The sequence below is a fragment of the Variovorax sp. GW460-12-1-14-LB1 genome, from assembly GCF_059423605.1.
Genome location: NZ_JBWKYF010000001.1, coordinates 71,044 through 83,466, shown reverse-complemented (window position 1 = coordinate 83,466; position 12,423 = coordinate 71,044). Strand labels below are relative to the sequence as shown.

Below are 12,423 nucleotides of genomic sequence, written 5' to 3'. Positions count from 1 at the left end.
CAGCGCGGCCGCACGACAAGAAGGAGGGGCCGCATGGCGGGTCGATTTCGGAAGTTTCTTGCGGGACTGGGCCTGGGGAAGGCGCAGGACGATGGGGCGGTGCCTGCCTCTGTGCCGGCTGCGCCTGAACCGGCGCCACCGCCCGCAGCGCCCCCTGCACTGCGCTACACCTTCGACGTCAAACTTGCCCAGCCCATGGAACGGTTGATTGCCGCCCCGTGGGCCTCGGCGCCCCCGACGCCGCCGAAGCCCTTGAAGCGCCCACCACGGAACCCGCCCGCGCCACCCGTCGAGGCACCTCCGCCGCAGTTCGACGCGACCCCGGACCTGCCGGAGCCCTTCGGCTACAAGGTCTGCTGGTTTGCCGTGCGCGCCTCGGACCCCGCACAAGTGCTCGATGCCCTCGGATGGGCGTCCGAAGGGCCGGCCAACTGGCACACCGGCATCGCGGCGGCCTACCGCCGGACGTCTGGCGGACAGGCCCCCTGGGTGTTCGCATCACCGCCCGTCGAGGGCTGGGTGTTGCTCGTGGGGGACGGCCTGCCGTATCCCGCCGTGTACCCGGAGGACCGCCTCGAAGGCATCGGGCAGGCCTTCGACGTGATCTTCACGCGCCTGAAGGACCACTTCGGCGAAGCGCAATTCTTTGGCAGCCACCGTGTCGCCGACTTCGTCACCTGGGCGCGCGCACGCCGCGGCGAGCCCGGGCGGCAGTTCTGCTATGCGGGCAGCAGCGGCGAGGTGTATGCGAACGTGGGCGCACAGAGCGCCGAGGAAGCCGCACTGGGCTTTGCCGTGCTCAGCGGACTGTCGCCGGTCGATGCGCGCGATCGGCTCTCGGAACTGCTCGAGGAAGAGTGGGCGCGGAAGGACGCGCTGGTCGCCTCAGGCATGTCGCACCGCGACGCCGACCGGCAGGTCCGCCCGGGCGGCGGCAGCGTCATGCCGGGCGAAGAAGACGTCACGGCGCTGGCCGGTGCGTGGAGTGTCGACCCGACGCGGCTCGACGAAGCGGACCGGGGTTACTTGCCGGGCGTGGGGTTGATGGCCCGCGTTCGGAAAGACCTGGGGCAGGCCGGCGCGTAGCCGCGAGATACCGGCGCTCTAAGATCGCAAGCGGGCCCGTCGCCCTCTACAGGAGTCCCTCCTCGATGCAAGACCCGATACGCCTCTACGTCGACGCCCAGTTCGCCAGCCCCTACGCCATGTCGGTGTTCGTGGCGCTGCATGAAAAGCAGCTGGACTTCGAGATGACACCCCTGGACCTCGCGGCGCGGGAGAACCGGGCCGCCGGTTTCTCGCAGCTGTCGCTCACGCAGCGCGTGCCGACGCTGGTGCACGGCGACTTCGCGCTGTCGGAGTCGTCGGCGATCACGGAGTACCTCGACGAGGTGTTTCCGGGAACGCCGCTGTACCCCCAGGATGCGCGCAGCAAGGCCCGGGCCCGCCAGGTGCAGGCCTGGCTGCGCAGCGACCTGATGCCGATCCGGCAGGAGCGTTCGACCGAGGTGGTGTTCTACGGGCCCACGCACGCGCCGTTGTCCGCGGCGGCGCAGGCGTCGGCCCGCTCACTGTTCGATGCGGCCGAAGCGCTGCTGCCTGCGGATGCGCACTGCCTGTTCGGTGACTGGTCGATTGCCGATGTCGATCTGGCGCTGATGCTGAACCGGCTGGTGCTGAACGGAGATACGGTGCCGCCGAGGCTGGCGGCCTATGCGGGTCGGCAGTGGCTGCGGCCTTCCGTGCAGCGGTGGGTTCAGCAGGCGCGACCGCCGATCTGACATGCCTAGCTTGCGTGCTCCAAGCCGGCGTTCCGTGCTCGCCGTTCTGGCTAGTACTCTTCTTGCTCCACCTGCATTCAGTGAGCCGATGCGGCCGGTCGAGGGGGAGGCCATCGTCGCGTACCTGAATACCCTGGAGCCCGGCGAGCGTGCGCCGAAGTCTCTGGTCGTTGAACTGAGAACGGCGACCCCCTCTGAAGCGATGCTGTCCGAGAGCCTCGACAGGGCGCGCCTCAAGAAGCGGATGCCGCAGGCAACAGATGCCGTGCTCAACGATTTCATTCGCGTATTGGCCGGCCGTTCCGCACTGCAAATTCCTCGGCATCTGGTGCACAAGAACATTCGGTTGCAGATGTCCAGTGAAGCCGAGATCGCTCGCATATTCAAAGCGGATGACGGGCAAGGATGGGGCAACTTCTACAAAGCGTATCCAGAGGCGGGCGGCCTTGTACGACTCTCGCGCGCAGGCCTCGACGAGAAGTCGACTCAGGCGCTCTTTTTCATCTCGATCTCAGGCGGCATGACACGAGGCGCGGGCTTCTTTGTGCTGATGCACAGGCGCCTCGGCATGTGGCGCATCCTCGCCACGGAGCAGGCGTGGATCAGTTGATGACCCGCGTCAGCCCATCACCACTTCGCTGATCTGCATCACCGGCGCGATGTCGGTGTAGTTCTTCACGTCGCCCATGATCTCCTTCACGTGCGGGCCGAAGGCCTTCTGGAAGGACTCGACCGATTCGGCGAACACGTGGCACATGCCGACGTAGGTGGGCGGCGAGCCCGGTGCGCCGCCGCCCAGGCCCTTGTCGATGGTGTACGAGAGGCAGGCGTCGCCCATGCGGGCCTTGAGCATCGGCATGTGCTGGTCGCGGTAGTAGTCGTGGTCGAACCGCGCGCCGGGGGTGTGGGGGTACATCACGCTGACTTTGATCATGGAAGGTGTCTCCTGGGTGGCTGAATGCGGTCGAGCATAGGAGATGGCGCGCGACGCAACAAGCCGGTGCCTTCTAAGATGGCGCCCATGCGAATCTCCGTCTACCTCACCGACAACCGTTCCGATCCCTGGATCGATGGCCTGAAGGCCGAACTCCCCGAAGCCACCATCGAAGCCTGGACGCCCGGCGCGCCGCAGGCCGACCACGGCGTGGTGTGGGCGCCGCCCCAGCAGTTCCTCGACGAGCAGCCCGACCTGCGCGGCCTGTTCAACATCGGCGCGGGCGTCGATGCGCTGCTCAAGCTCAAGGTGCCGGCGCACACGCGCATCGTGCGCTTGGACGACGCGGGCATGTCGGTGCAGATGGCCGAGTACGTGTGCCACACGCTCATTCGCCACTTCCGCGAGTTCGACGTGTACGAAGCGGATGCGCGCGAGGGCAAGTGGAGCTACCGCAAGCCGAAGCTGCGGCGCGACTTTCCGGTCGGCATCATGGGCCTGGGCGTGCTCGGCGAGCGCGTGGCCAAGGCGGTGGCGCAGTTCGAATTTCCGGTGCTCGGCTGGAGCCGTTCGCCCAAGGCGCTCGACGGCGTGCAGGTGTTCAGCGGCGAGGCGCAGTTCGACGAGTTCCTGGCCTCCACGCGCGTGCTGGTCAACCTGCTGCCGCTGACCGAGTCCACGCGCGGCATCCTGAACCGCACGACGCTGGGCAAGCTCAAGCCCGAGGGCTACCTCATCAGCATCGCGCGCGGCGGCCACCTGGTGGAAGACGACTTGATCCCGATGCTCGACGCCGGCCAGCTCGCGGGCGCGACGCTCGACGTGTTCCAGGTCGAGCCGCTGCCGGCCGACCACGCTTTCTGGCGCCACCCGAAGATCACCGTCACGCCGCACGGCTCGGCGCGCACGCTGCGCGAGGAGTCCATCGCCCAGATCGCCGGGAAGATCCGCGCGATGGAGCAGGGCCTGCCGATCGCCGGCATCGTCGATCCCGTCCGCGGCTACTGACGCCCCTGCGCCGACGACGACGAACCGGCTGACACGCGGCCGGCGGGGGAAAACCCCGACGCTTTTGTTTTTTACATACGAGAAAATTTCTTCATGGTTGTGAAAACAGCGTTTCGCGTGATCGAGATCGTCGAGCTCTTCGCCCGGGAGAAGCAGCCGCTGGCCCTGTCCGAGATGGCGCGGCTGCTCGACATGCCGGTGTCCAGCTGCCTGGGCCTGATCCGCACGCTCGAAGAGCAGGGCTACATGTACGAGACCGGCCGCCGCCAGGGCTACTACCCCACGGGCCGGCTGCTGGCCATGGCGCAGGTCATCGCCGCGCACGACCCGGTGCTCGACCGGGTGAAGGCCACGCTCGAGGAACTGCGCGACGCCGCCTGCGAAACGGTGGTGTTCGGCAAGTTTCGTGATGCGGAAAACGTCGTCTATCTTGACGTGCTGAGCGCACCGCAGCGCATCCGCTACACGGCCGAGTCGGGCGAAACGCGCCCCGCGTACGCCAACTCGATGGGCCGCGCGCTGCTGTCCACGCTCGCACCCGAAGCGCGCCGCAAGCTGCTCGAGGGCATGACGCTCGCGCCGCTCACCGATGCCACGCTCACCACCGCCGAGGCCATCGAGGCCGAGCTGCAGCGCGGCGCCGCGCGCGGCTGGTACGGCAACCTCGGCGAAAGCATTCCCGACCTGATCGGCCTGGCCTGGCCGCTGCGCATCGGCGGCGAGGCCTACGCGATCTCGGTGGCCGGCCCGCGCTACCGCATGGAAGCGCGCATCGACGACATCGCCGCGATGCTGCGCTCGGCCTGCCTGGCGATCGAACCCAAGACAGAGAACCCCCGATGACCGCACCCGCCACTGCTGCTGCCGCGCGCTACTTCGTCCGCGAGGACGAGATCACCGGCTACCACCCCGCCAACCACACCGGCACGCTGAACAAGCGCCTGATCGGTCCCGAGACGGTGGGTGCGAAGCAGCTCGAGGTGCTGGTGGGCCATATCCAGAAGGGCAAGGGCGCGCTGCCGCATGCGCACCCGGGCATCGAACAGGTCTGCTACATGCTCGAAGGCCGCGCGGTCGCCGAGGTGGGCGGCCAGCGGCAGGAGCTGCATCCTGGCGACAGCTGCTTTTTTCCGGCCGACGCGATGCACACCTTCACGGTGGTGAGCGACGAGCCGGTGCGCGTGCTGGTGATCTACAGCCCGCCGTACGAGGAATCGCCGGAGCGCGTGATCCGGCCCTGAACGATAACCCCGGAGACACAACCATGCAGACGAAGAACGCGACAGAAACAGTCGCGGTGGAAAGCCGCCGCCGTTTCATTTCCATCGGCGCTGCCGCGGGCCTCGTGGGCGCCGCGCCCTGGGCCTTTGCGCAGGACGGCGGCTACCCGAGGCAGCCGGTCAAGCTCATCGTGCCCTTCGCGGCCGGCAGCGGCACCGACGCGGTGGCGCGCATCACCGCGCAGATGCTGGGCGAGGCGCTCAAGGCCTCGGTGATCGTCGACAACCGGGCCGGCGCCAGCGGCGTGATCGCGGCCGAGCTGGTGGCCAAGGCGCCGCCCGACGGCTACACGCTCTTCATGACGACCAACACCACGCACTCGGCCAACCCGAGCCTGATGAAGTCGCTGCCCTACGACCCGGTGAAAGACTTCGCGCCCGTCAGCCGCATGGGCAACCTGCCGTTCATGCTGGTGGTGAACAACGACCTGCCCGTGAAGAGCGTGGCCGAGCTGCTGGCCTGGGGCCGCGCGCATCCGGGCAAGCTGACTTATGCGAGCGGCAACAGCACCGGCATCGTGAGCGGCGCCACGCTGTCGCGCATGAGCGGCATCCCGATGCTGCACGTGCCCTACAAGAGCACGCCACCGGCCATCGCCGACCTCATTGGCGGGCAGGTGTCGATGATGGTGGTCGACCTCGCCGCGGGGCTCGCCACGGTCAAGGCCGGCAAGATGCGCGCGATTGCGGTCACCACGCAGGAGCGCACCAAGCTCTTTCCCGAACTGCCGCCGCTGGCCGACACGCCCGAGCTCAAGGGCTTCGACATCACCTCGTGGAACGGCGTGTTCGCGCCGGCCGGCACGCCACGCGATGTCGTGCTCAAGCTCAACAAGGCACTCGCGGACATGGCGAACGGCGCGGCGTTTCGCGAGCGCGTGACGAAGCTGGGCTTCGATGCGTTCGGCAGCACGCCGGAAGAACTCGGGACCTTCACCGTGTCCGAACTGGCGAAGTGGAAGAAGCTGATCCAGGCCGCGGGCATCCAACCCGAATGAGCGACGCGACCGGACCCCTCGAAGGCATCCGCATCCTCGACCTCACGGCCGTGGTGATGGGCCCGTACGCCACGCAGACGCTCGGCGACCTCGGCGCCGACGTCATCAAGGTCGAGCCGCCGTCAGGCGACAACCTGCGCGCCGTCGGCCCGATGCGCCATGCCGGCATGGGTGCGATGGCGATGCACCTGAACCGCAACAAGCGCTCCATCGTGCTCGACCTCAAGCAGCCCGAAGGCCGCGAGGCCTGCCTGCGGCTCGCGGCGGGCTGCGATGCGCTCATCTACAACACGCGCCCGCAGGCGATGGCGCGGCTGGGGCTCGGCTACGAGGCCGTGGCCGCGGTCAATCCGAAGATCGTGTACCTCGGCGCCTTCGGCTACGGCGAAGAAGGCCCCTATGCCGGCAAGCCCGCGTACGACGACCTGATCCAGGGTGCGGCCGGCGTCGCCTCGCTCTTCGCGCAGCAAAGCGGCGGGGCACCGCGCTACGCGCCCGTCACGCTGGCCGACCGCGCCGTGGGCCTGCAGGCCGCCATCGCGCTGCTCGCCGCCGTGCTCAGCGCGCAGCGCACCGGCCAGGGCCAGGCCGTGGAAGTGCCGATGTTCGAGGCGCTCTCGCAGTTCGTCATGGGCGACCACCTCGGCGGCCACAGCTTCGAGCCGCCGCTCGGGCCCACCGGCTACGCGCGCCTGCTCGCGGAGCACCGCAAGCCCTACGCCACGGCCGACGGTTACCTCGGCGTGCTCATCTACAACGACAAGCACTGGCAGGCCTTCTTCGACGTGATCGGCCGGCCCGAGCTGCGCAGCTCGCCGATGTTCGGCACGCACACGGCGCGCGCCGCGAACATCGGCGCGGTCTACGCGTTCGTGGCCGAGGTGATGGCCACGCGCGGCAGCGACGAATGGATGGCGCTGCTCGAAGCCGCCGACATTCCCGTCGCCCGCCTGCACACGACCGAGAGCCTGCTCGACGACCCGCACCTGCGTGCCGTCGATTTCTTCCCCGAGTTCGACCACCCGAGCGAAGGCCGCATCCGCACGCTCGCGCCCGTCGGCCGCTACAGCGCCACGCCCGCGGCCATCCGCCGGCCCGCGCCGCGCATCGGTGAGCAGAGCGTGGAGTTGCTGCGCGAAGCGGGCTACGGCGACGACGCCATCGACGGCATGCTCGCGCGCGGCGTCACGCTGCAGGCGGACCTCCTGAAAGACAGCGAATGAATTTCTCCCTGAACGAAGACCAGCGCTCGCTCGTCGCGGCCATCGAGCGCCTGTGCGAAGACTTCCCCATCGACTATTGGCGCGACCACGACGACCGCGCCGTGTTCCCGCACGAATTCCACCGTGCCGTCGCCGACAGCGGCTGGCTCGGCATCGCCATGCCCGAGGCGCAGGGCGGCGCGGGGCTGGGCATCACCGAGGCGGCGCTGATGATGCGTGCCATCAGCGCATCGGGCGCGGGCATGTCGGGCGCCTCGTCGGTGCACATGAACATCTTCGGCCTCAACCCGGTGGTGGTGTTCGGCACCGAGGCGCAGCGCCAGCGCTTTTTGCCGCCGCTCATCGCGGGCACCGAGAAAGCCTGCTTCGCCGTGACCGAGCCCGACGCGGGGCTCGACACCACCAGCCTCAAGACCCAGGCGGTGCGCCAGCCCAGCGGCAGCTACCTGCTGCACGGCCGCAAGATCTGGATCTCGACCGCGCAGGTGGCCGACCGCATGCTGATCCTCACGCGCACCACGCCGCTGGACCAGGTGAAGAAGCCCACGCAAGGCCTCACGCTCTTCTACACGGCGCTGGACCGCAGCAAGGTCGAGGTGCGCGAGATCCACAAGCTGGGCCGCGCGGCGGTCGACTCGAACATGCTCTTCATCGACGGCCTCGAAGTGCCCGAAGAAGACCGCATCGGCGAGGAGGGCCGGGGCTTCGAATACATCCTGCACGGCCTGAACCCCGAGCGCATATTGATCGCGGCCGAAGCCATCGGCATTGGCCGCGCCGCGCTGCGCATCGCTTCGCAGTACGCGCAGGAGCGCGTCGTCTTCGGCCGCCCCATCGGCCAGAACCAGGGCGTGGCGCACCCGCTTGCGCGCGCCTGGGCCAACCTGGAGGCGGCCGACCTCATGATGCTCAAGGCCGCCACGCTGTACGACACGGGCGAGCCCTGCGGCATCGAGGCCAATGCCGCCAAGTACCTCGCGGCCGAGGCGGCGCACGATGCCTGCCAGAACGCCGTGCTCACACTGGGCGGCATGGGTTACGCGAAGGAATACCATGTCGAGCGCCTGCTGCGCGAGAGCTACATTCCGCGCATCGCGCCGGTGAGCCCGCAGATGATCCTGAACTTCATCGCCGAGAAGGCACTGGGGCTGCCGAAGTCGTACTGACCACTGCCCATGAACCCACACGCCACCATCACCCGCCATCTCGTCGTCCACGGCCTCGTGCAGGGCGTGGGCTACCGCTGGTCGATGGTGCAGGCCGCGCAGCGGCTCGGCGTGTGCGGCTGGGTGCGCAACCGGCGCGACGGCAAGGTCGAAGCGCTCGTGGCCGGCGAGGCCGATGCGGTCGAGGCGCTGGTGCACTGGGCGCGCCAGGGGCCGGCCGGTGCGCGCGTGGCGGCGGTCGATGTGACCGAGGCCGAAGCCGCGAGCGATCTGCCCGACGGCTTCGTGCAGCGCGAGACCGTCTAGCGGCTGCTTTCCTGCGGGGCCGACCGGTTGGCACCATTTGCAACCCCACAGGCGCGCATTGCTACCTTCCGCGACTTGTGTACCAAGCAGCGCAAGCCCATGTGTCGGACAATCGAAGCCGGTTTTTCATCATCCTCCCGCGACAGCGACACCAGAGACATCCCATGAAACTCCCCGCCCAGGTCAAGCTCGTCGACGTCGGTCCGCGCGACGGCCTCCAGAACGAAAAGCAACCCGTCTCCGCCGAGGTCAAGATCGGCCTCGTGCACCGCCTGCAGGACGCCGGCCTGAAGGAGATCGAGGTCACCAGCTTCGTCTCGCCCAAGTGGGTGCCGCAGATGGCCGACAACGCTGAAGTGATGCATGGCATCACGCGCAAGCCGGGCGTTCTCTACTCAGTGCTCACGCCCAACATGAAGGGCTTCGAGGCCGCCATCGCCGCACCGCGCGAAGAGTGGCCCGACGAGATCGTGGTGTTCGGCGCCGCGAGCGAGGCTTTCAGCCAGAAGAACATCAACTGCTCGATCGCCGAGAGCATCGAGCGCTTCGCACCCGTGGTCGAGGCGGCGCGCGCCAAGGGCATCGCCGTGCGCGGCGCGATGTCGTGCACCGTGGGCTGCCCCTACGAAGGCGAGATCGCGCCGGCCAAGGTCGGCTACCTCGCGCAACTGATGAAGGGCATCGGCGTGCAGCGCGTGGACGTGGCCGACACCATCGGCGTGGGCACGCCGCGCAAGGTGCAGGCGGCCATGGATGCCACGCTGGCGCACTTCGATGTCGACGCCATCTCCGGCCATTTCCACGACACCTACGGGCAGGCGCTGGTCAACACGCTGGCGGCGCTCGAGCTGGGCGTGTGGAACTTCCAGTCGTCCTCGGCCGGCCTGGGTGGCTGCCCCTACGCCAAGGGCGCGACGGGCAACGTCGCGACCGAAGACGTGGTCTACATGCTGCACGGCATGGGCATCGCCACCGGCATCGACCTGGACAAGCTCATCGACGCGGGCGTGTACATCAGCGAAGCGCTGGGCCGCGAACCGAACTCGCGCGCCTCGAAGGCGATCCGCACCAAGCGCGCGGGCTGAGCCTTCTTATTTCTCAGCGCCCGAAGGCGCGCAGCCCGAGCAGCACCACCACCGCCGCGGCCAGCAGCACGGTGGTGCACTGCCAGAAGAGCACCGGGCGGCGCTCGATCAGCGGCGGCATCCGCGCACTCAAAAACTCCGGGTCCGGCGCGCGCAGGTCGTGCGCGAACTCCGACACCGCCTGCTGCCGCTTCGCGGCCTGCGGGTGCAGCGCCTTCTGCAGCACGGCATCGACCCACGCGGGCAGCTCGGGCCGCAGGTGGCGCACGGGCACATAGCGCAGCCGCCCCACGTCGGCTTGCGTGCGGATGCGCGACACCTGCAGGCCGTAGGGCAGCTGGCCGCACAGCATCTGGTAGACGATCGCGGCCAGCGAGAACAGGTCGGAGCGCGCGCTGCCGCCGTGGCCGGTGAAGTACTCGGGCGCGGTGTACTGCAGCGTGCCTTCGATGGCGAGCGCGCGGGCCTCGCCGCTGCCGTCGGCCAGGCCGGCCACGTGGGTCGCGGCCAGGTCGATGATCTTCACGGTGCCGGCGCGGTCGATCATCACGTTCTCGGGCCGCAGGTCCTGGTGCAGCATCTCCTTGCCGTGCAGCGCCTGCAGCCCGCGCGCCAGCTGCGCGACGATGCCGCGCACACTGTCCAGGTCGGGCCGGGGGTGGTCGACCATCCATTGCGCGAGCGTGTGGCCGTCCACGTACTCCATGGCCACGTACAGGTGCGCGCGCGGGCGCTCCACGGCGCTGGCCTTGAGCACGTGCGGGCTGTCGATGCGCCGCGCCACCCATTCCTCGAGCACGAAGCGGTCGAGGTAGCCGGGGTCGTCGCGCAGGTCGACCGACGGCAGCTTCAGCACGGCGGGCTGGCCGGTGGCGTCGTCGGTGGCCAGGTAGACGTGGCTGCGCGCGCTCATGTGCAGCTCGCGCACGAGGCTGAAGCCCTCGAAGCGCGCCCGCGGCGCCAGCGCCGGCGGCATCGCCAGGCCCTCGCGCTGCAGCTGCGCGGGCGGCGCGGCGGCGTCGGGCAGCTCGTCGATGCGCAGCAGCTGCACCGTGCTGTCGTCGGTGCTGCCCCGGGTGCGCGCGGTTTCCGCGAGCCAGCGCGCTGCTTCGTCGAAGTCGTCGGCATGCAGCGCCAGCGCCTCGTGCACGGCGGCGGCGTCCAGGTGCGTGTAGGCGCCGTCGGTGGCCAGCAGGTAGACCTCGCCCACCTCGGCTTCCCAGCAGCGGTGGTCGATCTCGACATGGGCGCCCGCGCCCAGCGCGCGCCCGAGGTACGACTCCACCGACGACACGCGCACGCGGTGGTCTTCGGTGAGCTGTTCGAGCGCGCCGGCATGCAGCCGGTGGATGCGCGCATCGCCCACGTGCAGCAGGTGCGCGTCGCGGCCCTTGAGGATCAGCGCGCTGAAGGTGCAGACGTAGCCGCTGTCCTTGTCGAAGCGCGCGTCGCTGCGCATCGTCTGCGCATGCAGCCAGGCGTTGGTGGCGCCCAGCACGCGCTGCGCCGCGCGTTGCACCGACCAGGTGTCGGAGGTCGCGTAGTAGTCGTCGAGAAAGCCGCGCACGGCCGCCGCGCTCGCCACCTGGCTCACGCGGCTGGAGCCGATGCCGTCGGCCAGCGCCACGGCGATGCCCTTGGACACGCGCAGCGCGCCCTCGGGCAGCATGGCGCCGTGGAAGTCCTGGTTGACCGGCGCGTGAAGCCCCGCCAGCGAATGCTGGCCGAGCGTCACGCGCAGCTGCTTGCGCTGCGGCGCGGGCATGCGAACGATGCGGTGGCTCAGCCGGCGACGCGCTTGGCCGCCGTCTTGTAGTGCGTGGCGTACAGCGTGAGGCCCACGAAGGTCAGGCCGCCGACGAGGTTGCCGATCACCGTGGGCAGTTCGTTCCAGATCAGGTAGTCCATGAAGGTGAACTTGCCGCCCAGCATCAGGCCGGCGGGGAACAGGAACATGTTGACGATGGAGTGCTCGAAGCCCATGTAGAAGAAGACCATCACGGGCATCCACATGCCGATGGCCTTGCCTGACACGGTGGTCGACATCATGGCCGCGACCACGCCGGTCGAGACCATCCAGTTACACATCACGCCGCGAATGAACAGCGTGAGCATGCCGGCCGCGCCGTGCGCCGCATAGCCGACGGTGCGGCCTTCGCCGATGTGGCCGAGCTTCTCGCCGATGGCGTTGGGCGCTTCGCTGAAGCCGAAGGTGAAGATGATCGCCATGAACACCGCCACCGTGAGCGCGCCCGCGAAGTTGCCGACGAACACCAGGCTCCAGTTGCGCATCACGCCGGCCCAGGTGGCGCCGGGGCGCTTGTCGAGCACGGCCAGCGGCGCCAGCGTGAACACGCCCGTGAGCAGGTCGAAACCCAGCAGGTACAGCATGATGAAACCGACCGGGAACAGCATGGCGCCGACCAGCGCATTGCCGGTGTTCACGGTGATGCTCACGGCGAAGGCCGCGGCCAGCGCGAGGATGGCGCCGGCCATGTACGAGCGGATCAGCGTGTCGCGCGTGGACATCAGCAGCTTGGATTCACCGGCGTCGACCATCTTGGTCACGAATTCGGCAGGGGCGAGGTAGGCCATTCGGGGTCCTTGGAGAGAGGCTGAAAAAATCGGAAGAGGGCGAAGCG

At 68.8% G+C, this 12,423-nt stretch carries 14 protein-coding genes; 11 read left to right on the top strand and 3 right to left on the bottom strand.

The features are described from left to right. Positions 1 to 252: 252 nt before the first annotated feature. The 3 genes from AC07Y4_RS00395 to AC07Y4_RS00385 all read left to right on the top strand — a co-directional run bounded on the left by AC07Y4_RS00395 (position 253) and on the right by AC07Y4_RS00385 (position 2,391). Positions 253 to 1,086 (top strand): hypothetical protein, encoded by an 834-nt coding sequence (locus AC07Y4_RS00395; protein WP_487850293.1) that lies wholly within the window; start codon positions 253 to 255, stop codon positions 1,084 to 1,086. A gap of 65 nt (positions 1,087 to 1,151) precedes the next feature. Further along, positions 1,152 to 1,781, top strand: a complete 630-nt coding sequence (yfcF, locus tag AC07Y4_RS00390) for a glutathione transferase (protein WP_487850292.1) — start codon at positions 1,152 to 1,154, stop codon at positions 1,779 to 1,781. A gap of 34 nt (positions 1,782 to 1,815) precedes the next feature. After that, positions 1,816 to 2,391 (top strand): hypothetical protein, encoded by a 576-nt coding sequence (locus tag AC07Y4_RS00385; RefSeq protein ID WP_487850291.1) that lies wholly within the window; start codon positions 1,816 to 1,818, stop codon positions 2,389 to 2,391. Between the two features lie 9 nt (positions 2,392 to 2,400). Here AC07Y4_RS00385 and AC07Y4_RS00380 read toward each other — a convergent pair whose 3' ends face one another. Then, positions 2,401 to 2,715, bottom strand: coding sequence for an EthD family reductase (locus AC07Y4_RS00380; protein WP_095947916.1), 315 nt, complete (start codon positions 2,713 to 2,715; stop codon positions 2,401 to 2,403). 87 nt (positions 2,716 to 2,802) lie between these two features. On the opposite strand from AC07Y4_RS00380, the gene AC07Y4_RS00375 reads away from it, so the two are divergent. The 8 genes from AC07Y4_RS00375 (at position 2,803) to AC07Y4_RS00340 (ending at position 9,781) form a co-directional block, all read left to right on the top strand. Continuing rightward, entirely contained in the window at positions 2,803 to 3,723 is a 921-nt protein-coding gene (locus AC07Y4_RS00375) for a 2-hydroxyacid dehydrogenase (protein ID WP_487850290.1), read from the top strand. Positions 3,724 to 3,816: 93 nt separating this feature from the next. Beyond that, the gene (locus tag AC07Y4_RS00370) at positions 3,817 to 4,566 is read left to right on the top strand and encodes an IclR family transcriptional regulator (RefSeq protein WP_487850289.1); all 750 of its coding nucleotides are present in this window, start codon (positions 3,817 to 3,819) and stop codon (positions 4,564 to 4,566) included. Next, positions 4,563 to 4,964, top strand: a complete 402-nt coding sequence (locus AC07Y4_RS00365) for a cupin domain-containing protein (protein ID WP_307638112.1) — start codon at positions 4,563 to 4,565, stop codon at positions 4,962 to 4,964. Before AC07Y4_RS00370 ends, AC07Y4_RS00365 begins: the two co-directional genes overlap by 4 nt. Before the next feature lie 23 nt (positions 4,965 to 4,987). Then, positions 4,988 to 6,001 (top strand): Bug family tripartite tricarboxylate transporter substrate binding protein, encoded by a 1,014-nt coding sequence (locus tag AC07Y4_RS00360; RefSeq protein WP_487850288.1) that lies wholly within the window; start codon positions 4,988 to 4,990, stop codon positions 5,999 to 6,001. Then, positions 5,998 to 7,224 carry a CaiB/BaiF CoA transferase family protein gene (locus tag AC07Y4_RS00355; RefSeq protein WP_487850287.1) on the top strand — a complete coding sequence of 409 codons (1,227 nt, stop codon included), beginning with the start codon at positions 5,998 to 6,000 and terminating at the stop codon, positions 7,222 to 7,224. The genes AC07Y4_RS00360 and AC07Y4_RS00355 overlap by 4 nt, the downstream gene beginning before the upstream one ends. Further along, positions 7,221 to 8,390 (top strand): acyl-CoA dehydrogenase family protein, encoded by a 1,170-nt coding sequence (locus AC07Y4_RS00350; protein WP_487850286.1) that lies wholly within the window; start codon positions 7,221 to 7,223, stop codon positions 8,388 to 8,390. The genes AC07Y4_RS00355 and AC07Y4_RS00350 overlap by 4 nt, the downstream gene beginning before the upstream one ends. Before the next feature lie 9 nt (positions 8,391 to 8,399). Beyond that, positions 8,400 to 8,696, top strand: a complete 297-nt coding sequence (locus AC07Y4_RS00345) for an acylphosphatase (RefSeq protein WP_487850285.1) — start codon at positions 8,400 to 8,402, stop codon at positions 8,694 to 8,696. Positions 8,697 to 8,860: 164 nt separating this feature from the next. After that, entirely contained in the window at positions 8,861 to 9,781 is a 921-nt protein-coding gene (locus AC07Y4_RS00340; protein WP_487850284.1) for a hydroxymethylglutaryl-CoA lyase, read from the top strand. Positions 9,782 to 9,794: 13 nt separating this feature from the next. Here the strand turns inward: AC07Y4_RS00340 and AC07Y4_RS00335 are convergent, their stop codons facing one another. Both AC07Y4_RS00335 and AC07Y4_RS00330 read right to left on the bottom strand, forming a co-directional pair. Next, positions 9,795 to 11,546, bottom strand: a complete 1,752-nt coding sequence (locus tag AC07Y4_RS00335; protein ID WP_487850283.1) for a bifunctional protein-serine/threonine kinase/phosphatase — start codon at positions 11,544 to 11,546, stop codon at positions 9,795 to 9,797. Positions 11,547 to 11,563: 17 nt separating this feature from the next. Beyond that, positions 11,564 to 12,376, bottom strand: coding sequence for a formate/nitrite transporter family protein (locus tag AC07Y4_RS00330; RefSeq protein WP_369645300.1), 813 nt, complete (start codon positions 12,374 to 12,376; stop codon positions 11,564 to 11,566). Between the last annotated feature and the right edge of the window lie 47 nt (positions 12,377 to 12,423).

Bases quoted from the DNA above. Each gene is read 5' to 3' on its own strand.
- yfcF (WP_487850292.1), top strand. From the start codon at position 1,152: ATGCAAGACCCGATACGCCTCTACGTCGACGCCCAGTTCGCCAGCCCC.
- AC07Y4_RS00380 (WP_095947916.1), bottom strand. From the start codon at position 2,715: ATGATCAAAGTCAGCGTGATGTACCCCCACACCCCCGGCGCGCGGTTC.
- AC07Y4_RS00375 (WP_487850290.1), top strand. From the start codon at position 2,803: ATGCGAATCTCCGTCTACCTCACCGACAACCGTTCCGATCCCTGGATC.
- AC07Y4_RS00370 (WP_487850289.1), top strand. From the start codon at position 3,817: ATGGTTGTGAAAACAGCGTTTCGCGTGATCGAGATCGTCGAGCTCTTC.
- AC07Y4_RS00365 (WP_307638112.1), top strand. From the start codon at position 4,563: ATGACCGCACCCGCCACTGCTGCTGCCGCGCGCTACTTCGTCCGCGAG.
- AC07Y4_RS00360 (WP_487850288.1), top strand. From the start codon at position 4,988: ATGCAGACGAAGAACGCGACAGAAACAGTCGCGGTGGAAAGCCGCCGC.
- AC07Y4_RS00355 (WP_487850287.1), top strand. From the start codon at position 5,998: ATGAGCGACGCGACCGGACCCCTCGAAGGCATCCGCATCCTCGACCTC.
- AC07Y4_RS00350 (WP_487850286.1), top strand. From the start codon at position 7,221: ATGAATTTCTCCCTGAACGAAGACCAGCGCTCGCTCGTCGCGGCCATC.
- AC07Y4_RS00345 (WP_487850285.1), top strand. From the start codon at position 8,400: ATGAACCCACACGCCACCATCACCCGCCATCTCGTCGTCCACGGCCTC.
- AC07Y4_RS00340 (WP_487850284.1), top strand. From the start codon at position 8,861: ATGAAACTCCCCGCCCAGGTCAAGCTCGTCGACGTCGGTCCGCGCGAC.
- AC07Y4_RS00335 (WP_487850283.1), bottom strand. From the start codon at position 11,546: ATGCCCGCGCCGCAGCGCAAGCAGCTGCGCGTGACGCTCGGCCAGCAT.
- AC07Y4_RS00330 (WP_369645300.1), bottom strand. From the start codon at position 12,376: ATGGCCTACCTCGCCCCTGCCGAATTCGTGACCAAGATGGTCGACGCC.